The organism is Pseudomonas sp. R4-84, from assembly GCF_054130985.1.
In genome coordinates this window covers 3,688,231-3,713,371 of sequence record NZ_CP096390.1, presented here as the reverse complement: position 1 = coordinate 3,713,371, position 25,141 = coordinate 3,688,231, and the positions used below count along the sequence as shown (strand labels likewise).

General features: G+C 62.2%; 20 protein-coding genes and 4 tRNA genes. 22 read left to right on the top strand and 2 right to left on the bottom strand.

The features are described 5' to 3' along the window. The first annotated feature begins 136 nt into the window (after positions 1-136). From gltX to M1D68_RS16960, 10 genes are all read left to right on the top strand, one after another. Positions 137-1,618 (top strand): glutamate--tRNA ligase, encoded by a 1,482-nt coding sequence (gene gltX, locus M1D68_RS17005; protein WP_039593947.1) that lies wholly within the window; start codon positions 137-139, stop codon positions 1,616-1,618. A 146-nt stretch (positions 1,619-1,764) separates the two neighbouring features. Further along, positions 1,765-1,840: transfer RNA gene (locus tag M1D68_RS17000), tRNA-Ala, on the top strand. Positions 1,841-1,919: 79 nt separating this feature from the next. Beyond that, positions 1,920-1,995, top strand: a tRNA-Glu gene (locus M1D68_RS16995). A 53-nt stretch (positions 1,996-2,048) separates the two neighbouring features. Continuing rightward, positions 2,049-2,124 (top strand) — tRNA-Ala (locus M1D68_RS16990). A gap of 75 nt (positions 2,125-2,199) precedes the next feature. Then, a tRNA-Glu gene (locus M1D68_RS16985) sits at positions 2,200-2,275 on the top strand. 179 nt (positions 2,276-2,454) lie between these two features. After that, positions 2,455-2,994, top strand: coding sequence for a TetR/AcrR family transcriptional regulator (locus M1D68_RS16980; protein WP_457967843.1), 540 nt, complete (start codon positions 2,455-2,457; stop codon positions 2,992-2,994). A gap of 27 nt (positions 2,995-3,021) precedes the next feature. Then, the gene (locus M1D68_RS16975; protein ID WP_434606891.1) at positions 3,022-3,855 is read left to right on the top strand and encodes an alpha/beta fold hydrolase; all 834 of its coding nucleotides are present in this window, start codon (positions 3,022-3,024) and stop codon (positions 3,853-3,855) included. A gap of 45 nt (positions 3,856-3,900) precedes the next feature. Next, positions 3,901-4,350, top strand: a complete 450-nt coding sequence (locus M1D68_RS16970) for an acyl-CoA thioesterase (RefSeq protein WP_434559825.1) — start codon at positions 3,901-3,903, stop codon at positions 4,348-4,350. A gap of 244 nt (positions 4,351-4,594) precedes the next feature. Continuing rightward, positions 4,595-5,554, top strand: coding sequence for a tRNA dihydrouridine synthase (locus M1D68_RS16965; RefSeq protein WP_420765680.1), 960 nt, complete (start codon positions 4,595-4,597; stop codon positions 5,552-5,554). A 119-nt stretch (positions 5,555-5,673) separates the two neighbouring features. Then, positions 5,674-6,126: an Hsp20 family protein gene (locus M1D68_RS16960; RefSeq protein ID WP_420765681.1), complete on the top strand. Its 453-nt coding sequence runs from the start codon at positions 5,674-5,676 to the stop codon at positions 6,124-6,126. A gap of 234 nt (positions 6,127-6,360) precedes the next feature. Here M1D68_RS16960 and M1D68_RS16955 read toward each other — a convergent pair whose 3' ends face one another. Both M1D68_RS16955 and M1D68_RS16950 read right to left on the bottom strand, forming a co-directional pair. Next, the gene (locus M1D68_RS16955) at positions 6,361-9,639 is read right to left on the bottom strand and encodes a PAS domain S-box protein (RefSeq protein ID WP_457967840.1); all 3,279 of its coding nucleotides are present in this window, start codon (positions 9,637-9,639) and stop codon (positions 6,361-6,363) included. Between the two features lie 67 nt (positions 9,640-9,706). Continuing rightward, positions 9,707-10,597, bottom strand: a complete 891-nt coding sequence (locus M1D68_RS16950; RefSeq protein ID WP_434606885.1) for a LysR family transcriptional regulator — start codon at positions 10,595-10,597, stop codon at positions 9,707-9,709. 157 nt (positions 10,598-10,754) lie between these two features. Here M1D68_RS16950 and leuC point away from each other — a divergent pair, with 157 nt between their 5' ends. From leuC to M1D68_RS16890, 12 genes are all read left to right on the top strand, one after another. Next, positions 10,755-12,173, top strand: coding sequence for a 3-isopropylmalate dehydratase large subunit (gene leuC, locus M1D68_RS16945; protein ID WP_420765684.1), 1,419 nt, complete (start codon positions 10,755-10,757; stop codon positions 12,171-12,173). Positions 12,174-12,184: 11 nt separating this feature from the next. Continuing rightward, entirely contained in the window at positions 12,185-12,829 is a 645-nt protein-coding gene (gene leuD, locus M1D68_RS16940; RefSeq protein ID WP_030142033.1) for a 3-isopropylmalate dehydratase small subunit, read from the top strand. 142 nt (positions 12,830-12,971) lie between these two features. Beyond that, positions 12,972-13,736, top strand: coding sequence for a class I SAM-dependent methyltransferase (locus M1D68_RS16935; protein ID WP_434559821.1), 765 nt, complete (start codon positions 12,972-12,974; stop codon positions 13,734-13,736). A 56-nt stretch (positions 13,737-13,792) separates the two neighbouring features. Then, positions 13,793-14,875 (top strand): 3-isopropylmalate dehydrogenase, encoded by a 1,083-nt coding sequence (gene leuB, locus M1D68_RS16930; protein ID WP_063320312.1) that lies wholly within the window; start codon positions 13,793-13,795, stop codon positions 14,873-14,875. Positions 14,876-14,929: 54 nt separating this feature from the next. Continuing rightward, entirely contained in the window at positions 14,930-16,042 is a 1,113-nt protein-coding gene (gene asd, locus M1D68_RS16925; protein WP_420765686.1) for an aspartate-semialdehyde dehydrogenase, read from the top strand. 253 nt (positions 16,043-16,295) lie between these two features. Continuing rightward, complete coding sequence (locus M1D68_RS16920; protein ID WP_457967837.1) at positions 16,296-17,306, top strand: aspartate-semialdehyde dehydrogenase; 1,011 nt, start codon at positions 16,296-16,298, stop codon at positions 17,304-17,306. Between the two features lie 208 nt (positions 17,307-17,514). After that, positions 17,515-20,088, top strand: coding sequence for a FimV/HubP family polar landmark protein (locus M1D68_RS16915; protein ID WP_434559819.1), 2,574 nt, complete (start codon positions 17,515-17,517; stop codon positions 20,086-20,088). A gap of 303 nt (positions 20,089-20,391) precedes the next feature. Further along, positions 20,392-21,216: a tRNA pseudouridine(38-40) synthase TruA gene (truA, locus tag M1D68_RS16910; protein ID WP_434564131.1), complete on the top strand. Its 825-nt coding sequence runs from the start codon at positions 20,392-20,394 to the stop codon at positions 21,214-21,216. 63 nt (positions 21,217-21,279) lie between these two features. Continuing rightward, a complete protein-coding gene (locus M1D68_RS16905) occupies positions 21,280-21,912 on the top strand; it encodes a phosphoribosylanthranilate isomerase (protein WP_434648368.1) in 633 nt (210 codons plus the stop codon). A gap of 256 nt (positions 21,913-22,168) precedes the next feature. Then, a complete protein-coding gene (gene accD / locus M1D68_RS16900) occupies positions 22,169-23,089 on the top strand; it encodes an acetyl-CoA carboxylase, carboxyltransferase subunit beta (RefSeq protein WP_420765690.1) in 921 nt (306 codons plus the stop codon). After that, entirely contained in the window at positions 23,086-24,393 is a 1,308-nt protein-coding gene (folC, locus tag M1D68_RS16895) for a bifunctional tetrahydrofolate synthase/dihydrofolate synthase (protein WP_457967834.1), read from the top strand. Before accD ends, folC begins: the two co-directional genes overlap by 4 nt. Continuing rightward, complete coding sequence (locus tag M1D68_RS16890; protein ID WP_434559811.1) at positions 24,377-25,066, top strand: SPOR domain-containing protein; 690 nt, start codon at positions 24,377-24,379, stop codon at positions 25,064-25,066. Before folC ends, M1D68_RS16890 begins: the two co-directional genes overlap by 17 nt. The last annotated feature ends 75 nt before the right edge of the window (positions 25,067-25,141 follow it).

Sequence of the window (25,141 nt, the reverse complement as noted above, 5' to 3'; positions counted from 1 at the left end):
AGCCTGCTCGCGATGAGGGCGACTCGGTCTGGCAGGCTTTACTCAAATCGGCCTCTCACTGGAGCCCGCCCACCATCGCCTGTTACCATTCGCCCCCTGTTTGATCTTCGCTTTTATCTTCTTTCCGAGACATGCCATGACCACCGTCCGTACCCGCATCGCGCCTTCGCCCACTGGCGATCCCCATGTCGGCACCGCTTACATCGCCTTGTTCAACTATTGCTTTGCCAAGCAGCACGGTGGTGAGTTCATCCTGCGGATCGAGGACACCGATCAGTTGCGCTCGACCCGCGAGTCGGAACAGCAGATTTTCGACGCCCTTCGCTGGCTCGGCATCGACTGGAGCGAAGGCCCGGATGTTGGCGGCCCGCATGGCCCGTATCGCCAGAGCGAGCGCGGCGAGATCTACAAGCAGTACTGTCAGCAACTGGTGGACATGGGGCACGCATTCCCTTGTTTCTGCACCGCCGAAGAGCTCGACCAGATGCGCGCCGAGCAGATCGCCCGTGGCGAAACCCCGCGCTATGACGGTCGCGCGCTGCTGCTGTCCAAGGAAGAAGTCGCCCGTCGCCTGGCCGCTGGCGAGCCCCATGTGATCCGCATGAAGGTGCCGACCGAGGGCGTCTGCGTGGTGCCGGACATGCTGCGTGGCGATGTCGAGATCCCATGGGACCGCATGGACATGCAAGTGCTGATGAAGACCGACGGCCTGCCGACGTACTTCCTGGCCAACGTGGTCGACGACCACCTGATGGGCATCACCCACGTCCTGCGCGGTGAGGAGTGGCTGCCGTCGGCGCCGAAACTGATCCTGCTTTACGAGTACTTCGGCTGGGAGCAACCGCAGTTGTGCTACATGCCGCTGCTACGCAATCCGGACAAGAGCAAGCTGTCCAAGCGCAAGAACCCGACCTCGGTGACCTTCTACGAGCGCATGGGCTTCATGCCCGAGGCGATGCTCAACTACCTGGGGCGCATGGGCTGGTCGATGCCCGATGAGCGCGAGAAGTTCTCGCTGCAGGAAATGGTCGAACACTTCGACCTTTCGCGTGTTTCCCTGGGCGGGCCGATCTTCGACGTCGAGAAATTGTCCTGGCTCAACGGCCAATGGCTGCGCGACCTGCCTGTGGAAGAGTTCGCCGCGCGCGTGCAGAAGTGGGCGTTCAACCCTGAATACATGATGAAGATTGCCCCGCACGTGCAGGGCAGGGTCGAGACGTTCAGCCAGATCGCGCCATTGGCCGGGTTCTTCTTTGCCGGTGGCGTGACCCCCGATGCGAAGCTGTTCGAATCCAAGAAGCTTTCGGGCGACCAGGTGCGGCAGTTGATGCAATTGATCCTCTGGAAGCTCGAAAGCCTGCGCCAGTGGGAAAAGGACAGCATCACCGCGACGATTCAGGCAGTGGTCGAATCCCTGGAGTTGAAACTGCGCGACGCAATGCCGCTGATGTTTGCCGCCATTACTGGCCAGGCGAGCTCGGTGTCGGTGCTCGATGCCATGGAAATCCTCGGGCCGGACCTGACCCGTTTCCGCCTGCGCCAGGCCATCGATCTGCTCGGTGGCGTGTCCAAGAAGGAGAACAAGGAGTGGGAAAAGCTGCTGGGCGCGATCGCTTAAGCGGCTGATGGAGGAGGGCATGCCCCGGTTTTCCGGGGTTTGTCGGTAAGTGATTGTTATCCCGGCAAAAAATTTTCAAATTCTTTGAAAATAAATTTGACAGCCCTCCGATACGCCCTTAAGATTCGCCCCGTCCTCAGCGATGAGGGGCTATAGCTCAGCTGGGAGAGCGCTTGCATGGCATGCAAGAGGTCGACGGTTCGATCCCGTCTAGCTCCACCAATTTACACTTCAAGGCCTGGCCACACCGGCCTTGAAGCGATCAACTCTCAGCGTTGATCAATTGTATAGAAGGGTTTGCGTCCCCTTCGTCTAGTGGCCTAGGACACCGCCCTTTCACGGCGGTAACAGGGGTTCGAGTCCCCTAGGGGACGCCAGTTTTACAGAAGCGATGTTGCAAGATGTCGCTCCGCCGCGAGGCGAAAAATCCGGGGCTATAGCTCAGCTGGGAGAGCGCTTGCATGGCATGCAAGAGGTCGACGGTTCGATCCCGTCTAGCTCCACCAATCTCAGGTTCAAGGTCTGGCCACTCCGGCCTTGAATCGATCAGTTCTCAGCGCTGATCAAGTAAGAAGGTTTGTGTCCCCTTCGTCTAGTGGCCTAGGACACCGCCCTTTCACGGCGGTAACAGGGGTTCGAGTCCCCTAGGGGACGCCACGATTACCCGCTCTGCGGGATTTTATAAGGGTCATTCAATTCTTGAATGGCCCTTTTGTTTGCCTGGCGTTCAGCCAATTTCCTATTCTCCTGAAAATACTTCTGACCGGCGGTCAACATTTCGCTTGCGAAAATTTATTATGAGAATAATATTTCAATCGTAATATTCGGAGGCAACGATGAGCGATAAAAAAGCACAGACCCGCGAACGCATTCTCAAGGCCGCCAGCGATGCGCTGATCCAGCGCGGGCCGGCCGAGCCGAGCGTGGGCGAGGTGATGGGGGCGGCCGGGCTAACGGTGGGTGGTTTCTACGCTCATTTCGAAAGCAAGGACGCCTTGATGCTGGAGGCGTTCAAGCAGTTGCTGAACCGCCGCCGTGGCTTGATCGCCGACATGGATGCCGAGCTGACGGGTGAAGAACGGCGCGCCTTGGTCGCGGCCTTCTACTTGTCGCGCAAGCACCGCGATTCAACCGAGCAGGCGTGTCCGATTCCGGCATCGGTCGGCGAGCTCGGGCGGCTGCCGGATGCATTTCGTGAGGTGCTCAATGAGCATGTCGAGCTGATGGTCGCGCAATTGGCCGCCAGCCCCGAAGACGCGGACAAAGCCCTGGCTGACATTGCCTTGATGGTCGGCGGCCTGGCGCTGGCACGGGCATTGGGCCCGGGTGAGTTATCGGATCGTTTGCTGCGCGCCGCCAAGTCGGCGGTGCGCTGAGCTAAGGCGCAAGCCCTGGAGATGAGCATGGACAGGTTGAGCTGGATTCGTGGCGTCAATGGCACCCTTGGTTGGATAGCACCGCGCCTGGTGGCGAAGAAAATGCGCAGGGTCTTCATGAGTCCACGCAACCTGCCACCGAGGGCCTGGGAATTGCCATTGCTTGCCTCGTCCGAGCGCATTACCTTGCGTTTCGGCCTGTCTGCCTTGCGCTGGGGCAAAGGCCCGGCGGTCCTGCTGATGCATGGCTGGGAAGGACGGCCGACGCAGTTCGCGGCCTTGATAACCGCGCTGGTGGATGCCGGTTATACCGTGGTGGCGCTGGACGGACCGGCCCATGGTCGCTCGCCGGGCCACGAAGCCAACGTCCTGTTGTTTGCCCGGGCGATGCTCGAAGCCGCAGCTGAATTGCCACCGCTGCAAGCGGTGATCGGTCACTCCATGGGTGGCGCCAGTGCCATGCTGGCGGTCCAGTTGGGCTTGCGGACCGAGACGCTGGTCAGCATCGCCGCGCCTGCGCGGATCCTCGGCGTGCTGCGTGGGTTCGCCCGGATGATGGGAATGCCCGCCAGGGCCCGCTCGGCTTTCATTCGCCAGGTGGAGCAGGATGTGGGCATGCAGGCTTCGAAGATGGATGTTGCGCAATACCAGCTGGATATTCCAGGGTTGATAGTCCATGCCGAGGACGATACGTCGGTTTCGGTCAGGGAATCGCAACTGATCCATGAAGCCTGGTTCGACAGTCGCTTGCTGCGGTTGTCCGAGGGTGGACACCAGCGAGTCCTGGCCGATCCCCGTGTCATTGATGGCGTGTTATCACTGCTGGCGGGGCGCAGCTTGCAAGCGCGGCAATCGGCTTGAGCTTCCGTTACACTGCCCCGATCCAAATTCGACCGGGAGAGGGGCATGGGCTGGGATCGGGCAACGCCGTTCATTATTGATCTTCAGGTCAATCCAGAAGATATCGATGGGCTAGGCCACGCCAACAACGCGGTGTACGTCACCTGGCTGGAGCGTTGCGCGTGGCGGCATTCCCAGCGCCTGGGCCTGGATCTGGTGGAATACCGGCGACTGGATCGGGCCATGGCGGTGGTGCGGCATGAAATCGATTATCTGGCGGCCGCCTACGAGGGCGACGAATTGCAGTTGGGGACCTGGATCGTCGACTGGGACCAGCGCCTGAAAATGACCCGGCATTTCCAGCTGGTCCGTCCCAGTGATAACACCACATTGCTGCGGGCCCAGACCACTTTCGTCTGCATCGAACTGTCTACCGGCCGGCCCAAGCGCATGCCGCCGGAGTTCATCGAAGGTTATGGCGTGGCGCTGAATTCATCTGGCCTCTTTATAGACTGACCCACCGCCATCGCGAGCAGGCTCGCTCCCACAGGGTTTGGTGGTGGATTCCGGTTTTGTGGGCGCCTTGTAGTCGGTGTGGGAGCGAGCTTGCTCGCGATGGCGGCGGCACATCCAGCATCTTCCCAAGCTGATACACCGCCATTGCGAGCAGGCTCGCTCCCACAGTGATTCGTGGTGAATTCCGATTTTGTGAAGGAAATCCGCTAAACTGCCGCACGTTTTTTCGTTGAGTGTGTTTCCCATGCAAATTGCCTTGGCGCCCATGGAGGGGTTGGTCGACAACATCCTGCGGGACGTCCTGACCCGTGTTGGCGGTATCGACTGGTGCGTCACCGAGTTCATTCGCGTCAACGACCGTCTGCTCACGCCGGCCTATTTCCATAAGCTTGCCCCTGAACTGTTGACCGGTGCCCAGACAGCGGCGGGTGTGCCCCTGCGTGTGCAGTTGCTCGGTTCCGACCCGGTATGCCTGGCGGAAAACGCGGCGCTGGCCTGCGAGCTGGGCTCCGAGGTGATCGACTTGAATTTCGGTTGCCCGGCCAAGACAGTGAACAAGTCACGGGGCGGGGCGGTGTTGCTCAAGGAGCCAGAGCTGCTCAACGAAATCGTGGAACATGTCCGTCGTGCGGTGCCCAAGCACATTCCGGTTACGGCGAAGATGCGCCTGGGTTTCGACAGCCCGGACGGCGCGCTGGTCTGCGCCACGGCGCTGGCCGAGGGCGGCGCGGCGCACATCGTCGTGCATGCGCGGACCAAGGTCGACGGCTATAAGCCACCGGCCCACTGGGAGTGGATTCCCCGCGTCCAGGAAGTGGTCAAGGTGCCGGTGTTCGCCAACGGCGATATCTGGTGCGTCGATGACTGGCGTCGGTGCCGGGAAATCAGCGGTGTCGAAGACATCATGCTTGGCCGTGGACTGGTCTCCCGTCCCGACCTGGCGCGGCAGATCGCCGCCGCCCGGGCGGGTGAAGAGGTTATCGAGATGTCTTGGGCCGACCTGCAACCGATGCTCCAGGATTTCTGGGTACAGGTGGTGGAGCAATTGACCCCTCGCCAGGCGCCGGGTCGCTTGAAGCAATGGCTGGCCATGCTGACCCGCAATTACCCCGAAGCCGTGGAGTTGTTCGGCGCGCTACGGCGAGAAACGGAACTGGATGCGGTGGGCCATTTATTGGGTGTGCAGCGCACCGAAGCGGCCTGAAAAAAATCTCAGGAAAAGCTCTTGAAAAGTTTTTGGCGGACCCTAGATAGGGGGTACGCGATGCCGAATTCGGGTCGCGGAGACAAAAAACCTTGCTGAACTTTCAGGAGATTTGAATCATGAGTACTGCATTTTCGCTGGCCCCTCTGTTCCGTTCCTCGGTGGGCTTCGACCGTTTCAACGACCTGTTCGAAACCGCACTGCGCAACGAACCGGGCAGCAGTTATCCACCCTACAACGTGGAAAAACACGGCGATGACGAATACCGCATCGTAGTCGCCGCTGCCGGGTTCCGGGAAGAAGACCTGGACCTGCAAGTGGAAAAAGGTGTGCTGACCATCAGCGGCGGCAAGCGCGAGGCCAGCAACGACAGCGTGACCTACCTGCACCAAGGCATCGCCCAGCGGGCGTTCAAGCTGTCCTTCCGGTTGGCGGATCATATCGAGATCAAGGCCGCCGGCCTGAGCAACGGTCTGTTGAGCATCGACCTGTTGCGCGTGGTACCGGAAGAGGCGAAAGCCAAGCGCATCCCGATCAACGGTGCGCAGCAAAAACCCGCGCTGGAGAATTGATCCATCGCAATTGAAGAAGGGCGCCGAATGGCGCCCTTCTTCATTTTTGAGATCGGTGGAAGATTAATCGTGGCGAGGGGATTTATCCCCGCTGGGCTGCGAAGCAGCCCTAAAAGCCGTCGCCTCGGCGTGTCAGGCTAAACAGCGTCGTCTGTTCTTTTTTGGGGCTGCTTCGCAACCCAGCGGGGATAAATCCCCTCGCCACAAAAGCCCGTCTTGTATTGCGGTTCAGAATTAGGGCAACAACCGCTCAAACGCCTCCAGCGGCAACGGCCGGCTGTGCAGGTAACCCTGGTACAAATGACAATCGAGCCCCTGCAGGAACTGCAATTGTTCCAGCGTCTCCACCCCTTCGGCGATCATTTCCAGGTTCAGGCTACGGGCCATGGCCACGATGGCGCGGATGATTTCGGCGTCGTTGGGGTCGCTGGTGGCGTCCCGCACGAAGGATTGATCGATTTTCAACGTGTCGACCGGTAGGCGTTTGAGGTACGTCAGCGACGAGTATCCCGTGCCGAAATCATCCATGGCGAAGCTCACGCCCAGTTTCTTGAGGCGACGCATCTTGCCGATGGTGTCGTCCAGGTTCTGGATTACGATGCCTTCGGTGATTTCCAGTTTGAGCACGCAATAGGGCAGGCCGTGACGGGAGAGGCTGCTTTCGATGCGTTCGACGAAATCACTCTGGCGAAACTGCCGTGGGCTGATGTTGACGCACAATTTGAAGCGCTGCGGATCGACCTTGCCCTTGGCGATCAACTGCTTGAAGCCGTTGCAGGCTTCATCGAGGATCCAGGTCCCGACCTCCAGGATCAAGCCGCTGTCTTCCAGCACCTTGATGAACTCGTTGGGCGACTGCGCACCCAGGTCCGGATGATTCCAACGGACCAGGGCTTCGGCGCCGATGATGCGGTTGTCCCGGGCATCGATCTGGGGCTGGAAATGCAAACTGAACTCGTTGCGAGCCAGGGCCTGGCGCAAGTCGGTTTCCATGCGCAGTCGCTCGCTCGCGGCTTTTTGCATGGTGGCGTGGAACATCTGCGACGTGTTGCGCCCCGAGTCCTTGGCGCGGTAGAGGGCAATGTCGGCGCGCTTGAGCAGGTCGGTCGGGGTGGAGCCGTGGTCCGGAATCAGCGCCATGCCAATGCTGGGGGTAACTTGAAGCCGTTGGCCGTCCAGGAACATCGGTTCCGAGAGCAGGTCACGCAGGGTGTCGGCCAGGTTCTGTACCTGTTCGCTGACTGCGGCCCGTGTGCCTTCGAGGCCGCTGAGCAGTACCACGAACTCGTCGCCACCCAGCCGCGCCACGGTGTCTTCGAGGCGCACGCTGGCTTCGAGGCGTGCGGTGATGATCTTCAGCACCGTATCGCCCACCGGATGGCCGAGGGAGTCATTGATGTGCTTGAAGTGGTCCAGGTCGAGGAACAGCAGGGCTCCGCGAAGGCTGTGGCGCTTGAGCAAGGCGATCTGCTGGCTCAAGCGGTCCATCAACAACGCCCGGTTGGGCAGGTTGGTGAGTGGGTCGTGATAGGCCAGGTGGCGGATCTGCGCTTCGGCGTTGCGCAGCAGGCTGACGTCCCGGGCTGTCAGCAGCAGACAGGCGGTCTCGTTGAGCGTGATGGGTTCCACCGACACTTCCACCGTGAGGATTTCCCCACGCTTGTTGCGCCCGAGCATTTCCTGATGAACGACCCGGCCCTTGAGCTGTAGCTCTGCCAGCAGCGCCGTGCGTTGTTTTTCCTCGGCCCAGATGCCGACTTCGTACACTGTGTGGCCGACCACTTCGTCGGCGCGATAGCCAGTGAGGCGGCAGAAACCGTCGTTGACCTCAAGGTAGCGGCCGCTTTCGCATTCAGTGATGGTGATGGCGTCAGGGCTGGAGTGGAAAGCCTTGGCGAATTTTTCCTCGCTGGCCTTGAGCGCCGCCTCGGAACGCTGCTGCTGGGTGATGTCCCGCAGGGTGGTGACGATGCAGGGCTGGTTGCCGACGTGGATCTGCCGGCTGGAAATCACGCAGGTCAGCGGCTGGCCGTTCTTGTGGTGGACGACGATGGCGACATTGCTCAGCGATTGCTCGCGGATCACCCGTTCGATGCGTTGCAGGCTGCTGCCGGACGCGTCCCACAGACCAATCTCGTCGGCGCTGCGGCCGATGACGTCGCTGGCCGCCCAGCCGAAGGTCTGGGTGAAGCTGGAGTTGATTTCCAGGAATCTGCCATCGTCCTGGTGGGTCACGCAGATCGGGTCGGGGCTGACCTGGAACAGTGTGGCGAATTTTTCTTCCGATGCCGCCAGGCTCTGTTCGCGCTCCACCTGATCGGTGATGTCGAGCAAAGTGCCGGCCATGCGCAAGGGGCTGCCGTCGTCGTCGCGGTAGAGGCGGGCGCGGCTCTCCAGATAGCGTGAGCTGCCGTCCGGCAGCTGCACGCGATAGGTCAATTGATAGTTGCCCGCCGGGCCTTCGCGCAGGCTGCGGTAGGCGTTGCGCATGTTGTTGCGTTCTTCGGTGGGTACGCCCTCGAAAAATGCGTCGAACGATTCATGAAAGGCTTTGGGCTCCAGGCCATGGAGCTGCGCGGCCCGGGCCGAACCGTAGAGCATGCCGCTGGGAATGTGCCAGTCCCAGGTGCCCAGTTGCGCCGAGTCGAGGGCCAGGTCCAGGCGTTCCTGGCTGTCCTTGAGGGCCTGTTCGGCGAGTTTGCGCTCGGTGGTATCGAGGAACGTGCTCAGCAGGTACGGTTGGCCTTCGAGTTCGACTTTCTGCGCGCTGAGGATGCCGTTGTGGACCTGGCCATTACTGGCCCGGAACTCCACTTCCATGCTCACCAGTTCGCCTTTGGCCTTGGTCGCCTCCACCAGCTTCGCCCGTTGCCTGGGGTCGACCCACAGGCCCAGTTCCAGAGTGGTGCGGCCAATCACATCGTGAACCGGCCAGCCGAACAGGCTTTCGAAATACTGGTTGGCTTCGCTGATCAGGCCGTCCTCCTGGCGGGTCAGCAAGACCATGTTCGGGCAAAGATGAAAAAGCGTGGCGAAGCGTTTTTCCGAGCTGCGCAGCGCCTGTTCCCGTTCGCGCTGGTGGGTGATCTCGCGAATGACCCCGATCATGCGTGGACGGCCATGTTTGTCGGGCAATACGCTGCCGCTGATTTCCAGCCAATGCAGGCTGCCGTCGGGCCAGACGATTCGGTGGTGCATGGCCTGCTCGAGCGGTGCGCCGGCCACCGCCGCGTGAAACGCGCGCATGGCCCGGGCCCGGTCCTCGGGCAGCAACAGATCGAGGTAGTCCACGTCGGCGGGTAACGGTTGGCGCGGATCGAAGCCGAACAGTGCCTGGGTGCCTCGGGACCAACTGATCTGCCCGGTATCGATGTCCCACGACCAGGCCCCCAGCCGCGCTCCGTTCAGGGCGGCCAGCAGCTGTGGCGCGCTGTCCCAGCTTTGCTCGGACCGCTTCGGGTCGAGCGCCTGGATACGCGGCAGGGGCGGAAGATGGTCGGCGGGTTTGGGCATTCTCTAGCGGGCCTTGGGCGGGTGGGTGTGATGCACAGGCGTAGTGGCCCTATAGGAGTAGCACAACTTATGCCCTTGTCCCTGGCAGATCGATTTGTGCGTCCAGTAGAGCCATGAAAGCCCGTGCTGCATTCGACAGCGTCCGTTCGGTGTGCACGATATAGCCTAGCTGGCGACTGAGCTGTATGCCCGGCAAAGGAATGCGCGCCACCTGTTCGTCGAGCATGGTGCGCGGCAGGACGCTCCAGGCCAGGCCGATGGAGACCATCATCTTTATGGTTTCCAGATAATTCGTGCTCATGGCGATGTTCGGGGTCAGGCCTTGGGCTTCGAACAGTCGCTGGACGATGTGATGGGTGAAGGTATTGCCGCCAGGGAACACCGCCGGATGCAAGGCGATGTCCGCCAGGCTCACTGCGCCGTTTTCCAGCAGCACATGTTCCGGCGCTACGACGAAATCCAGCGGGTCATCCCACACCGGCTTGGCCCTTACCAGTGCGTGGGGCTCGGGGGCGAGGGTGATGACAGCGAGTTCCGCGCGACCGTGAAGGATTTCCTCGTAGGCCACTTCCGAATCAAGGAACTGAATATCCAATGCCACCTGTGGGTAGCGTCGGGTGAATTCCCTTAATAAGGAGGGCAGGCGATGCAAGCCGATGTGGTGACTGGTGGCGAGGGTCAGCCGCCCGGTCACTTCGCCGGTCAGATTGGTCAGGGCGCGGCGGGTGTCGTCGAGCACGTTGAGAATCTGATAGGCCCGGGGCAGCAGCGCCCGGCCGGCTTCGGTCAGGCCGATTTCACGGCCCAGCCGGTCGAAGAGGCGCACATTGAGCTGTTGTTCCAGCCCGGCAATACGCTTGCTGATAGCGGGCTGGGTGAGGTGCAGGCGCTCGCCGGCTCCGGAGAAACTGCCGGTCTCGGCGATGGCAATAAAGGCGTTGAGGTTGGCTAAGTCCATGGCCGTACCGGTCGAATTCCTGTTGGTTATGCAAAGCATGAAAAATATGAATTTGAGTTATTTAATGTAGCCTCATAACATCAGCCTCACAAGCCAAGGGGTCATTTACTCACTCAAGACCCAGGGCATAGAAACAAGCTGATGAGGAAACCGTGTGATGGCCGGCAAAACGCTCTACGACAAGCTCTGGGATTCGCATTTGGTCAAGCAGCGCGACGATGGCTCGGCGCTGATCTACATCGACCGTCACATCATCCATGAAGTGACTTCGCCGCAAGCCTTTGAAGGCCTGCGCCTGGCTGGGCGCAAGCCTTGGCGCATCGATGCCAACATCGCCACCCCGGACCACAACGTACCGACCACCCCGGAGCGCAAGGGCGGCATCGAAGCCATTGCCGACCAGGTCTCGCGTCTTCAAGTCCAGACCCTCGACGACAACTGTGATGAATACGGCATCGTTGAATTCAAGATGAACGACGTGCGCCAGGGCATCGTCCACGTCATCGGCCCGGAGCAAGGCGCGACCTTGCCCGGCATGACCGTGGTCTGCGGTGACTCCCATACCTCGACCCACGGCGCATTCGGCGCCTTGGCCCACGGCATCGGCACTTCCGAGGTCGAGCACGTGCTGGCCACCCAGTGCCTGGTCGCCAAGAAAATGAAAAACATGCTGGTGCGCGTCGAGGGCAAGTTGCCGTTCGGCGTGACCGCCAAGGACATCGTCCTGGCCGTGATCGGCAAGATCGGTACCGCTGGCGGTAACGGCCATGCCATCGAGTTCGCCGGCAGCGCGATCCGCGACTTGTCCGTCGAGGGCCGCATGACCATCTGCAACATGTCCATCGAAGCCGGCGCGCGCGTCGGGTTGGTGGCCGCCGATGAAAAAACCGTCGAATACGTCAAGGGCCGTCCGTTCTCGCCAAAAGGCGCGGAGTGGGACATGGCGGTCGAAGCCTGGAAAGACCTGGTCTCTGACCCGGACGCCAAATTCGACACTGTGGTCGAGCTCGATGCGACGCAGATCAAGCCGCAAGTCAGCTGGGGCACTTCGCCGGAAATGGTCCTGGCAGTGGACCAGAACGTGCCGGATCCGGCCAAGGAAACGGACCTGGTCAAGCGCGACTCCATTGTCCGTGCCTTGAAGTACATGGGCTTGAGCGCCAACCAGGCGATCACCGACATTCAGCTCGACCGTGTTTTCATCGGCTCCTGCACCAACTCGCGGATTGAGGACCTGCGCGCCGCGGCGGTCATCGCCAAGGGCCGCAAGGTCGCCTCGACCATCAAACAGGCCATCGTGGTGCCGGGCTCGGGCCTGGTGAAGGCCCAGGCCGAAGCGGAAGGGCTGGACAAGATTTTCCTCGAAGCCGGTTTCGAATGGCGCGAGCCGGGTTGCTCGATGTGCCTGGCAATGAACCCGGACCGCCTGGAGTCGGGCGAGCATTGCGCCTCGACGTCCAACCGAAATTTCGAAGGCCGTCAGGGTGCCGGTGGTCGTACGCACCTGGTTAGCCCGGCGATGGCCGCTGCAGCAGCTGTCAACGGCCGTTTCGTCGACGTCCGCGAATTGATCTGAAGGAGCGCAGCATGAAAGCTTTTACCCAGCACACCGGTCTTGTCGCGCCTTTGGATCGTGCCAATGTCGACACCGACCAGATCATCCCCAAGCAATTCTTGAAATCCATCAAGCGCACCGGCTTCGGCCCGAACCTGTTCGACGAATGGCGCTACCTGGATGTCGGCCAGCCGTACCAGGACAACTCCAAGCGTCCGCTGAACAAGGACTTCGTGCTCAACGCCGAGCGCTACCAAGGCGCAAGCGTGTTGCTGGCCCGTGAGAACTTCGGCTGCGGCTCGAGCCGCGAGCACGCGCCGTGGGCCCTGGAAGAGTACGGTTTCCGCAGCATCATCGCGCCGAGTTACGCCGACATTTTCTTCAACAACAGCTTCAAGAACGGCCTGCTGCCGATCATCCTCAGCGATGCCGAAGTGGACGAGCTGTTCCAGCAGGTCGAGGCCAATCCTGGTTATCAATTGCAGATCGACCTGGCCGCGCAGACGGTGACCCGTCCCGACGGCAAGGTGCTGGGTTTCGAGATCGATGCGTTTCGCAAGCATTGCCTGCTCAATGGCCTGGATGACATCGGCCTGACCTTGCAGGACGGCGAGGCAATTGCCGCGTTCGAGGCCAAGCATCGGGCGAGCCAGCCTTGGTTGTTTCGCGATGCTTGATGGATTGATGTAGGCAGTACCGGCCTCATCGCGAGCAAGCTCGCTCCCACAGGTGTTTGTGAACACCCAAAATCCCTGTGGGAGCGAGCTTGCTCGCGATGAGGCCCACCCAGGCAACACAACACCCAAAAGGAAGCCACACATGACCAGCACCGCCCACAGCCAAGTCGTCCAAAAGCAATTCGGTGAACAGGCCTCGGCCTACCTGAGCAGTGCCGTGCACGCCCAGGGCACCGAGTTCGCCCTGCTACAGGCCGAGCTGGCCGGTCGTGGCGATGCCCGTGTGCTGGACCTGGGTTGCGGCGCCGGCCATGTGAGTTTCCACGTGGCGCCGCTGGCCGGTGAGGTGGTGGCGTACGATCTGTCCCAGCAGATGCTCGACGTGGTGACGGCGGCGGCTGCCGAGCGTGGCCTGGGCAATATCAGCACGGTCCGTGGCGCCGCCGAGCGGTTGCCGTTCGCCGACGCTGAGTTCGACTTCGTGTTCAGCCGCTATTCGGCGCATCATTGGAGCGACCTCGGCCTGGCATTGCGGGAAGTGCGCCGGGTGCTCAAGCCGGGCGGGGTGGTAGCGTTCATCGATATCCTGTCGCCTGGCACGCCGTTACTGGACACCTACCTGCAAAGCATCGAAGTGCTGCGCGACACCAGCCATGTGCGCGACTATTCGGCCGCCGAATGGTTGCGCCAGGTCAGCGAAGCGGGGCTGCACACTCGCAGCACGTCGCGCCAGCGCCTGCGCCTGGAGTACCAGTCCTGGGTCGAGCGCATGCGCACCCCCGAGGTGATGCGTGCGGCGATTCTTGAGCTGCAGCGTTCGATGGGCGACGAAGTGCGTGAATATTTTCAGATTGAGGCCGATGGTTCGTTCAGTACAGATGTGCTGGTGCTGTGGGCCGAGCGATAAGATTTTCACCGGTCGGCCCCAGGGGTTGTGCCGAAAACCGAACAAACGAGGAAAGCATGAGCAAACAGATTCTGATTCTCCCAGGTGACGGCATCGGCCCGGAAATCATGGCCGAGGCGGTCAAGGTCCTGGAGTTGGCGAACGACAAGTACGGCCTGGGCTTCGAACTCAGCCACGACGTCATCGGTGGCGCGGCCATCGACAAGCACGGCGTACCCCTGGCCGATGAAACCCTGGACCGTGCCCGTGCCGCCGATGCCGTGCTGCTGGGCGCCGTGGGCGGCCCGAAATGGGACAAGATCGAACGCGACATCCGCCCGGAGCGCGGCCTTCTGAAGATTCGTGCGCAACTGGGTCTGTTTGGCAACCTGCGTCCGGCGATCCTTTATCCGCAACTGGCCGACGCGTCGAGCCTGAAGCCGGAAATCGTCTCGGGCCTGGACATCCTCATCGTCCGCGAACTGACCGGCGGTATCTACTTCGGCGCCCCGCGCGGCACCCGTGAGCTGGAGAATGGCGAGCGCCAGGCCTACGACACCCTACCATACAGCGAAAGCGAAATCCGCCGTATCGCCCGGGTCGGCTTCGACATGGCTCGCGTGCGGGGCAAGAAACTGTGCTCGGTGGACAAGGCCAACGTGCTGGCTTCCAGCCAACTGTGGCGCGAAGTGGTCGAGCAGGTGGCCAAGGATTACCCGGACATCGAACTGAGCCACATGTACGTCGACAACGCGGCGATGCAACTGGTGCGTGCGCCGAAGCAGTTCGACGTGATCGTCACCGACAACATGTTCGGCGACATCCTGTCCGACGAAGCGTCAATGCTCACCGGTTCCATCGGCATGCTGCCGTCGGCCTCCCTGGACGCCAACAACAAGGGCATGTACGAGCCGTGCCACGGTTCGGCGCCGGACATCGCCGGGCAGGGCATTGCCAACCCGTTGGCGACCATCCTGTCGGTGTCGATGATGCTGCGCTACAGCTTCAACTTGAACGATGCCGCCGACGCGATCGAAAAAGCCGTCAGCGTGGTCCTGGACCAAGGCTTGCGCACCGGTGATATCTGGTCGCAAGGCTGTACCAAAGTCGGTACGCAGCAAATGGGCGATGCAGTAGTCGCCGCGCTGCGGAATCTGTAATCTTTCGGGCCCACCGCCTCGACGGTGGCCCACTTTTGTATAGGTGTAGTTGCGATGAAACGTGTAGGTCTGATCGGTTGGCGCGGCATGGTCGGTTCCGTGCTCATGCAGCGAATGCTGGAAGAGCAGGATTTCGATCTCATTGAGCCGGTGTTCTTCACCACTTCCAACGTGGGTGGCCAGGGCCCGTCCGTGGGCAAGGACACCGGTGCGCTCAAGGATGCCTACAGCATCGACGAGCTCAAGACCCTCGACGTGATTTTGACCTGCCAGGGCGGCGACTACACCAGCGAAGTCTTCCCGAAACTGCGTGAAGCCGGCTGGCAGGGTTACTGGATCGATGCCGCTTCCAGCCTGCGCATGCAGGACGACGCGGTGATCATCCTCGACCCGGTCAACCGCAAGGTCATCGACCAGCAGCTGGATGCGGGCACCAAGAACTACATCGGCGGCAACTGCACCGTCAGCCTGATGCTGATGGGTCTGGGCGGCCTGTTCGAAGCGGGCCTGGTGGAGTGGATGAGCGCCATGACCTATCAGGCAGCCTCCGGTGGCGGCGCGCAGCACATGCGCGAGCTGATCAAGCAAATGGGCGTGACTCACGGCGCCGTGGCTGACGAGCTGGCGAATCCGGCCAGTGCCATCCTGGACATCGACCGCAAGGTCGCCGAAGCGATGCGCAGCGATGCCTACCCGACCGAGAATTTCGGCGTGCCGCTGGCCGGCAGCCTGATCCCTTGGATCGACAAGGAACTGCCGAACGGCCAGAGCCGTGAAGAATGGAAGGCCCAGGCCGAGACCAACAAGATCCTGGGCCGCTTCAAGAGCCCGATCCCGGTGGACGGCATCTGCGTGCGCATCGGCGCCATGCGTTGCCACAGCCAGGCGCTGACCATCAAGCTGAACAAAGACGTGCCGATCGCCGACATCGAAGGCTTGATCAGCCAGCACAACCCGTGGGTCAAGCTGGTGCCGAACAACCGTGAAACCAGCATGCAGGAGCTGAGCCCGACCAAGGTCAACGGCACCCTGAACGTGCCAGTGGGCCGCTTGCGCAAACTGAACATGGGCTCGCAGTTCGTCGGTGCCTTCACCGTTGGCGACCAACTGTTGTGGGGCGCGGCCGAACCGCTGCGCCGCATGCTGCGGATTTTGCTCGAGCGTTGATCGATTGTCGCTGTGAAAGAACCCGCGCCTTGTAAGAGGTGCGGGTTTTTTATTGGGGCAGTTTTTGGGTGTCTGGACCGGCCCCTTCACGAGCAGGCTCGCTTCCACAGGTTTTGTGTTCACTGAAGATCCAATGTGGGAGCGAGCCTGCTCGCGAAGGGGCCGCCACGGTCACCACAAACTTCCCGCCAATTGCCTGCCCACCCACCACCCGGTAAAGTGCCGCTCCCCACGTTTTACCTGAGGTAGACCCATGAGCCAGTCCTTTGATATTGCCGTGATCGGCGCCACCGGTACTGTCGGCGAAACCCTCGTCCAGATTCTTGAAGAGCGCGACTTCCCGATCGGCAACCTGCACCTGTTGGCCAGCAGCGAGTCAGCGGGCAGCTCGGTGATGTTCCGGAGTAAAAACGTGCGGGTGCGCGAGGTCGATGAGTTCGATTTCAGCAAAGTCCAACTGGCGTTTTTCGCGGCGGGGCCGGCGGTCACTCTGAGCTTCGCTCCGCGCGCCACGGCGGCCGGCTGCGCGCTGATCGACCTGTCCGGTGCGCTGCCGGCCGAACAGGCGCCGCAGATCGTACCGGAGGCCAACCCGCACCTGCTGGCGAACCTGTCCAGGCCCGTGCAGGTCAGCAGCCCCAGCCCCTCGGCGACGGTCCTGGCCGTTGCCTTGGCACCGTTGCGCCAATGCCTGGATATCCAGCGCGTGAGCCTGACTGCCAGCCTCGCCGTATCGGCCCAAGGCCGCGTTGCGGTCACTGAACTGGCGCGCCAGACGGCGGAATTGCTCAACGCCCGTCCGCTCGAACCGACGTTCTTCGACCGGCAGATGGCGTTCAACCTGTTGGCCCAAGTGGGTAGTCCCGATGCGCAGGGCCATACCCCACTGGAAAAGCGACTGGTGAGTGAGCTGCGCCAAGTGCTGGAGCAACCTTTGTTAAAGATTTCCGCGACTTGCATTCAAGCCCCGGTGTTTTTTGGCGATAGCTTTAGCGTGACCGTGGAGTCTGCCGGTCCCGTCGACCTGGCGAAGGTCAACGCCGCCCTGGAAGCGGCCCCCGGCATCGAGCTGGTGGAGGCGGGTGATTATCCGACGCCGGTGGGTGATGCGGTGGGGCAGGATGTGGTCTATATCGGCCGCGTGCGCGGCGGCATCGATGATCCGTCGGAGCTGAATATGTGGCTGACGTCGGATAACGTGCGCAAGGGCGCGGCGCTCAACGCGGTGCAGGTGGCTGAGTTGTTGATAAAAGACCTGCTGTAAAAGATACTTGGCAACAATTTGTCGAATGGTTCTAGCTGGGCGCTATGCTTGGCCAGAGTGCTGAAGGCGAACCTCCCTCCCGGGGACTGCCTCGGGCATGAGTGAAACGATCGCGCGCACCGTCGCTTGGGGCTGCGCGCAATGCCTTACGGCAGCGGCATCAACACCTTCTCGCTGGCCGAGGAATGTTCAAACAAAGGAAGAGGCTATGGTTCAAGTTCGCAAACTGGTGTTAGCAATAGCGGCCGCCTCGGCGCTGTCCTCCGGTATGGCGCAAGCGCTCGGGCTGGGGGAATTGACCCTCAAGTCGCCGCCGAACCAGCCTCTGGTGGCCGAGATCGAACTGCTCGATGTCCAGCAACTGACCGCCGCCGAGGTGGTGCCGAGCCTGGCCCCACCTGAAGAATTCGCCAAGGCGGGCATTGACCGCCAAGCCTTTCTCAATGAATTGAGCTTCACACCGGTGATCAACGCCAACGGCAAGAGTGTCCTGCGGGTGACTTCCAGCCGGCCGCTGACCGAACCGATGGTCAAGTTCCTCGTGCAGGTGATGTGGCCCAACGGCCGCTTGCTGCGCGACTACAGCGTACTGCTCGATCCGTCTAAGTTCTCGCCGCAGGCCGCCGACGCCGCTCGGGCGAAGCCGTCCCAGGTGGTGTCTTCGCCGGTCACCGGGGCTACCAAGCCGTCCCAATACACCACGACGCCGCGCGATACCCTATGGGAAATCGCCGCCAAGGTGCGCAACGGTGGTTCGGTGCAGCAAACGATGCTGGCGATCCAGGCGTTGAACCCGAACGCATTCATCGACGGCAACATCAACCTGCTCAAGACCGGCCAGGTGTTGCGCCTGCCCGATCCGGTGCAAAGCACGGCATTGCCGCAGCCCCAGGCCATTGCCGAAGTGGCCGCTCAAAACGCCGCCTGGCGCCAGGGGCGTCGGAGCGGGGCGGGTAACGGACGCCAGCAGGTGGACGCCACCCGGCGTGGCGGTGGCGATAACGCACCGGCCCAGGGCGCGGCTCGCGATAACCTGAGCCTGGTTTCCGCCGAGTCGGCGAAAGCGGGTGCCAAAGGCAAAGGCGCAGCCGGTGATGCCCAGGCCCTGAGTAACCAACTTGCCGTGACTCAGGAAAGCCTCGATTCGGCTCGTCGCGACAATGAAGAACTGAAGAGCCGCATGGCCGATCTTCAGAGCCAGCTGGACAAACTGCAGCGCCTGATCGAGCTGAAGAACAACCAACTGGCGAAAATGCAGGCCGAAGGCGTCGCGGTCCCGCCCACTGGCGAAGCCACCCCGGCGATGTCGGCGGAACTGACCCCCGCGCCAGCGGCACAAGCACCGTCCGCCGCCCCGGCACCCCAGGCCACCCCGGAAGCGACCCCGCCGGTTGAACCGGCGCCGGCCGCAGCCGACGAGAAAAAATACAACGACCTGCTGACCAATCCGATCCTGCTGGGCCTGATTGGCGGCGGTGCGTTGCTCCTCTTGCTGCTGCTCCTGCTGCTCGCTCGCCGCCGCAAGGCCCAGCAGGAAGCCGAGAAACATCTGCGCATGGCCCGAGCCCTCGAGGAGGAGGCCGACTTCTCCCCGGAGCTCGATCTGCCCCCGAGCAGCTTCGAGGGCATTGAAGTACCACCACCCAGCGTAAAGCTCGAACCCAAGCCAGCCCCCGCGCCAGCCCCTAGGCCTGCCCCGGTGGTTGCGCCCGTGGTCGTCACGCCCCCCATAGCCGCACCGCTGGTAGCACCGGCCGCGGAGCGTTCGGACGACGTGCTGCCCCAGGCTCAGTCGCACATCGATCGTGGTCGCTTGAATCAGGCCGCCGACCTGCTTGAACAAGGCATCAAGGCCGAGCCCCAGCGCAGCGACCTGCGCTTGAAGCTGATGGAAGTCTACGGCCAGCAGGGCGACCGCGACGCCTTTGTCGCCCAGGAGCGGCAGTTGGTCGCCAATGGCGACAATTACGCCCAGGTCGAACAGCTCAAGAGCCGTTTCCCGGCCATGGCGGTCGCCGCCGGTGCAGGCCTGGCTGCGGCAGCCGTCGCCGCTGAGTTGGATGCCCAGTACGTCAAGGAGCTGTTGGAAGACAAATCGCCGACCGACGACGAGCTCGACAGCGCTTTTGATCTGAGCCTGGAGGACATGGACACCTCTCCGGTCGCGCCAGCCCCCGAGCCGCTTGCCGAACTGGATGCGTTTCCGCAAGACGATGACCTGAGTTTTGAATCGGTGCTCAAGCAACAGACCGAGGCCAACGAAAGCCTCGACGATCTGTCGGAGTTCGATCTGGACCTGGGCGCGGACTCTCCGGCACCCGCCTTGGCGGATGAAGACTTCCTGCTGGACCTGGACGACGATCTCAAGGGGTTGGATATTCCAGCGGCCGAAACGCCCGCGTTGGATGACACGCCGGCCGACGATCTTGAACTGCCGGCGGATTTCGATCTGTCCCTGGCCGACGAGATGGACGCCCACGATCAGCCTAAGGATGCTTTCGAGTCCGAGCTGGACGATGTCAACGCCGAGCTGGATCGCCTGTCCGACAGCATAGGCCAGCCAACCTTCACTGCTGAAGACGCCCTGGCGACTGCCGACGACGAGCCGGACTTCGATTTCCTCAGCGGCACCGACGAAGTGGCAACCAAGCTCGATCTGGCCCAGGCCTACATCGACATGGGCGACAATGACGGCGCCCGGGATATCCTCGGCGAAGTGCTCAGTGAAGGCGATGCCACGCAGAAGAGCGAAGCGAAGGAGATGTTGTCGCGCCTGGCGTGAGTCAGCGGTTAAACAAAAACGGCAGCCGGGGAGGGCTGCCGTTTTTGTTTGCAGGCCTTTTGTAACGTCTGGGCTGGCGCCATCGCGAGCAAGCTCGCTCCCACAAGGATTCGCGGTGAGCGCAGAATCCATGAGCACCCGAGAACCCTGTGGGAGCGAGCTTGCTCGCGATGGCGCCAGTCCATTCCCCACAGTGCCCACCTGTTGCACTAGCATCCCGCCCAGCCGGCTTTATAATGCCCGCCTTTGCGTACCTCAGCAGGCTGTAATTCCTTGGCAAACATAGACAACCCGGCCGCCGAAATGGCGGCCGACGGCTTTTTCCGAATCGCCTTGGGCGTTGAATACAAAGGCTCGCGCTATCGCGGCTGGCAGCGTCAGGCCTCCGGCGTATTAACGGTGCAGGAAACCCTTGAAGACGCGCTGTCCAAAGTCGCCGATTCCCCCGTGTCGCTGCATTGCGCCGGACGAACCGACGCCGGCGTGCATGCCTGCGGCCAGGTGGTGCATTTTGACACCCAAGTCGAGCGCTCGATGAAGGCTTGGGTGATGGGGGCCAATATCAACCTGCCGCACGATGTCAGCGTCAGTTGGGCAAAGGCGATGCCCGCGCATTTCCATGCGCGCTTCAAGGCCATCGCCCGGCGCTATCGCTACGTGATCTACAACGATCAGATCCGCCCAGCGCACCTGAATGAAGAAATCACCTGGAACCACCGTCCGCTGGATGTCGAGCGTATGGCCGAGGCCGCGCAATACCTGGTCGGCGTTCATGATTTCAGCGCTTTTCGCGCGGGGCAGTGCCAGGCCAAGTCGCCGATCAAGGAACTGCATCATCTGCGCGTGACCCGTCACGGCAAGATGATCGTGCTTGATATCCGCGCCAGCGCCTTTCTGCACCACATGGTGCGCAACATCGCCGGTGTGCTGATGACCATCGGCGCGGGTGAGCGGCCGGTGGAATGGGTCAAGGAAGTGCTCGAAAGCCGCATTCGCCGCTCGGGAGGCGTGACCGCGCACCCGTTTGGCCTGTACCTGGTCCAGGTTGAATATCACGACGAATTCGAGTTGCCTGAGCGTTACATCGGGCCACATTTCCTCACGGGTTTCTCGGAACTCGACGGCTGACGCCCTCCGCTGCATTTGTTACCATCCGGGACTTCCACGGATTTGCCTGAGGTTTTATCCACCATGTCGGTCGTTCGCAGCAAGATATGCGGAATCACCCGAGTCGAAGACGCCTTGGCGGCGGTCGACGCCGGTGCGGACGCCATCGGCCTCGTGTTCTACGCCAAGAGCCCACGGGCGGTGACGGTGCAGCAGGCACGAGCGATCATTCAGGCGTTGCCACCCTTCGTCACGCCGGTCGGCCTGTTCGTCAATGCGAGTCGTTGCGAGCTGGGCGAAATCCTCGATGCGGTGCCGCTGGCCTTCCTGCAGTTCCATGGCGACGAGACACCCGCCGATTGCGAGGGTTGGCATCGACCGTACATCAAGGCGTTGCGGGTCAAGGCCGGCGACGACATCGCCGCCAGTTGCAAAGCCTTTTCCGGGGCCAGCGGTATCTTGCTGGACACCTACGTGGAGGGCGTTCCGGGAGGGACCGGTGAAGCGTTCGACTGGACGTTGGTGCCGCAGGGCCTGGACAAGCCGATCATCCTCGCCGGTGGCCTGACGGCGGACAACGTGGCTGACGCCATCGCCCAGGTTCGACCCTACGCGGTGGACGTCAGTGGCGGGGTGGAGCAGGCCAGGGGCATCAAGGACCCGGCGAAGATCCGGGCATTCATGGCGGCTGTGCGCAGCGGCCAGTCGTCAATGTGACGGCTGGCAGACTGCCGCCGTCCATACCTGCACTGTTCAAAGCAGGCAGGCGCCGCCTACGGGTGGGCCGATAGCGTAGTGGCAATCGCAGTGCAGCGGTTGCCGGGATGGCGGGGGATGGTTGGGCTGGGCGCAGGTCATGTTTCGCACTGACCGCGACGATCCTCGTTCCTCGCCGCACAATGAATTTGAGCTCAAGGGCATACGCGGGGCCGCGAACCAGAGCGTTCGGGCCGCCGGTACTGGAGAAAGAAGCATGAGCAACTGGTTGGTAGACAAACTGATCCCTTCGATCATGCGTTCCGAGGTGAAGAAAAGCTCGGTGCCTGAAGGTCTGTGGCACAAATGTCCATCCTGCGAAGCGGTGCTGTACCGTCCCGAGCTGGAAAAGACCCTGGACGTTTGCCCCAAGTGCAACCACCACATGCGCATCGGCGCGCGTGCCCGTATCGATATCTTCCTGGACGCCGAAGGCCGTGTTGAGCTGGGTGCCGACCTGGAGCCCGTGGACCGCCTTAAATTCCGCGACGGCAAGAAATACAAGGATCGCCTGACCGCTGCCCAGAAGCAGACCGGTGAAAAAGACGCCCTGGTTTCCATGAGCGGCACCCTGTTGGGCATGCCGGTGGTGGTGTCGGCCTTTGAATTCTCGTTCATGGGCGGTTCCATGGGCGCCATCGTCGGCGAGCGCTTCGTTCGCGCCGCCAACTACGCCCTGGAAAACCGGTGCCCGATGATCTGCTTCGCCGCCTCCGGTGGCGCGCGGATGCAGGAGGCCCTGATCTCGCTGATGCAAATGGCCAAGACCTCCGCGGTACTGGCGCGCTTGCGTGAAGAAGGCATTCCGTTCATCTCGGTGCTGACCGATCCGGTCTACGGCGGTGTTTCCGCCAGTCTGGCGATGCTGGGCGACGTCATCGTCGGCGAGCCGAAAGCCCTGATCGGCTTCGCCGGTCCGCGTGTGATCGAGCAGACCGTGCGTGAAAAGCTGCCGGAAGGTTTCCAGCGCAGCGAATTCCTGCTGGAACATGGCGCGATCGACATGATCATTCACCGCCAGGAGCTGCGTCCGCGCCTGGGTAATCTGCTGGCGCAACTGATGGGCCTGCCGACGCCGACCTTCGTCGCCACGCCAATCGAGCCGATCGTGGTTCCGCCGGCGCCTGCTGGCCTATGACCGAACGTACCCTGGGCGACTGGCTTGCCTACCTCGAGCAGTTGCATCCATCGGCCATCGACATGGGGCTGGAGCGCTCGCAAGCGGTAGCGTCCCGCATGGGACTGGCCAAGCCGGCGCCTCGGGTCATCACGGTTACCGGCACCAACGGCAAGGGGTCGACCTGCGCCTTTCTGGCCTCGCTGCTGCGGGCCCAGGGATTAAGTGTCGGCGTCTACAGTTCGCCGCACCTGCTGCACTACAACGAGCGGGTGCAGGTCAACGGTGTCGAAGCTTCCGACGCCGATCTGTGTGAAGCCTTCGCGGCGGTGGAAGCCGGGCGGGGCGAGACTTCCCTGACCTATTTCGAGATGGGCACGCTCGCGGCGTTCTGGCTGTTCGCCCGTGCCGGCCTGGATGCGGTCGTGCTGGAAGTCGGCCTGGGTGGTCGCCTGGATACCGTCAATCTCGTGGACGCGGACATCGCGCTGGTCACCAGTATTGGCGTGGATCACGCCGATTACCTGGGCGATACCCGCGAGTCCGTGGCTTTCGAGAAGGCCGGCATTTTTCGCCAGGGCGCGCCGGCACTCTGCGGCGACCTCGATCCGCCGCAACCGTTGCTGGATAAAGTGCGCGAGCTGGGCTGCCCGTTCTTCCTACGCGGGCGGGACTTCGACCTGGCCATGACGGAGCGGCACTGGCAATGGCATGGCAGCGATGCTCGGGGCAACCCGGTGGAGCTGCGTGACCTGCCGCAGCTGGACTTGCCAATGGAGAATGCCGCGCTGGCACTGCAGGCCTACCTGCTGCTCGGGCTGCCGTGGGACACCGGACGGATTATCCAGGCACTGCAGGCGACTCGCGTTGTCGGTCGTCTTGATCGCCGCTCGATCGATTGGCAAGGCAAGCGCCTCAACGTGCTCTTGGATGTCGGTCACAACCCCCACGCGGCGCAGTACCTGGCTGAACGCCTGGCGCGTCGACCCGTGGTGGGCAAGCGGCTGGCGGTGTTTGGCCTGCTGTCGGACAAGGACCTGGATGGCGTTGTCGATGCGTTGGGTGCTAGTGTCCAGCACTGGGCCGTGACGCCACTGGATTCGCCGCGTTCGCGTCCGGTCAGCGAGTTGCAGGCGGTGTTGCAGCATCGTGGCGCTTCGGTGGAAGCTTATGGCAGCGTGGCCGACGCGCTGGAAGGGCAGTGCGCCCTGGCGACGGCAGACGACGAGATTCTGTTGTTCGGATCATTTTATTGCGTTGCCGAGGCCCTTCAATGGTTGGCCCGGCGCTCCACGGAGGAAGCTGCAGATGGCATTGCTGGATAAGGCTTACAAGCAGCGCATGGTCGGGGCCCTGGTGTTGGTGGCCCTGGCGGTGATTTTCCTGCCGATGCTGTTTTCCCGGCAGGACGAGCAGCGCCAGGTCACGGTTGATGCGCCGGCCGCGCCCCAAGCGCCTGCGGTGCCACCCGTGCAAGTCGAGCCCGTGCCAGTGCCCGAGCCGCAGGCACTGCCCCAGGAGCCGGTGCCGAGCGACGCGGAATTGGCTGAACAATCCGCCGCGCCTACCGCGCCGGTCGGGTCCACGCCGACAGCGCCCGCATCTGCCGCTGCCGCGCCTGCCCCGGCGGCACCCGCCAAGCCTGCTGTAGCACCAACGCCCATCCCGGCGACGCCGGCGATCAAACCGGCGCCAAGCCAGCCGATCACCGCTGCCCCCAAGCCAGACACCACCCAGAGCCGCGTCGATGCCAACGGCCTGTCGGTGAGCTGGTCGGTGCAACTGGCCAGCCTGACCAGTCGCGAGAGCGCGGAAAAACTGCAGAAAAGCCTGCGCAGCCAGGGCTACAACGCCTATATCCGTTCCGCCGATGGCAAGAATCGGGTCTTTGTCGGTCCGTTGATCGAGCGTGCCGAGGCCGACCGCCTGCGCGACTTGCTCAATCGCCAGCAGAACCTCAAGGGTTTTGTGGTTCGCTTCCAGCCAGAGCGCGGTTGACAGCCATTTAGCCGATTTGAATCACGCAGCTTACCGACAGCCCTGCGCTCTGCTAAAATGCGCCGCCTTATCCGT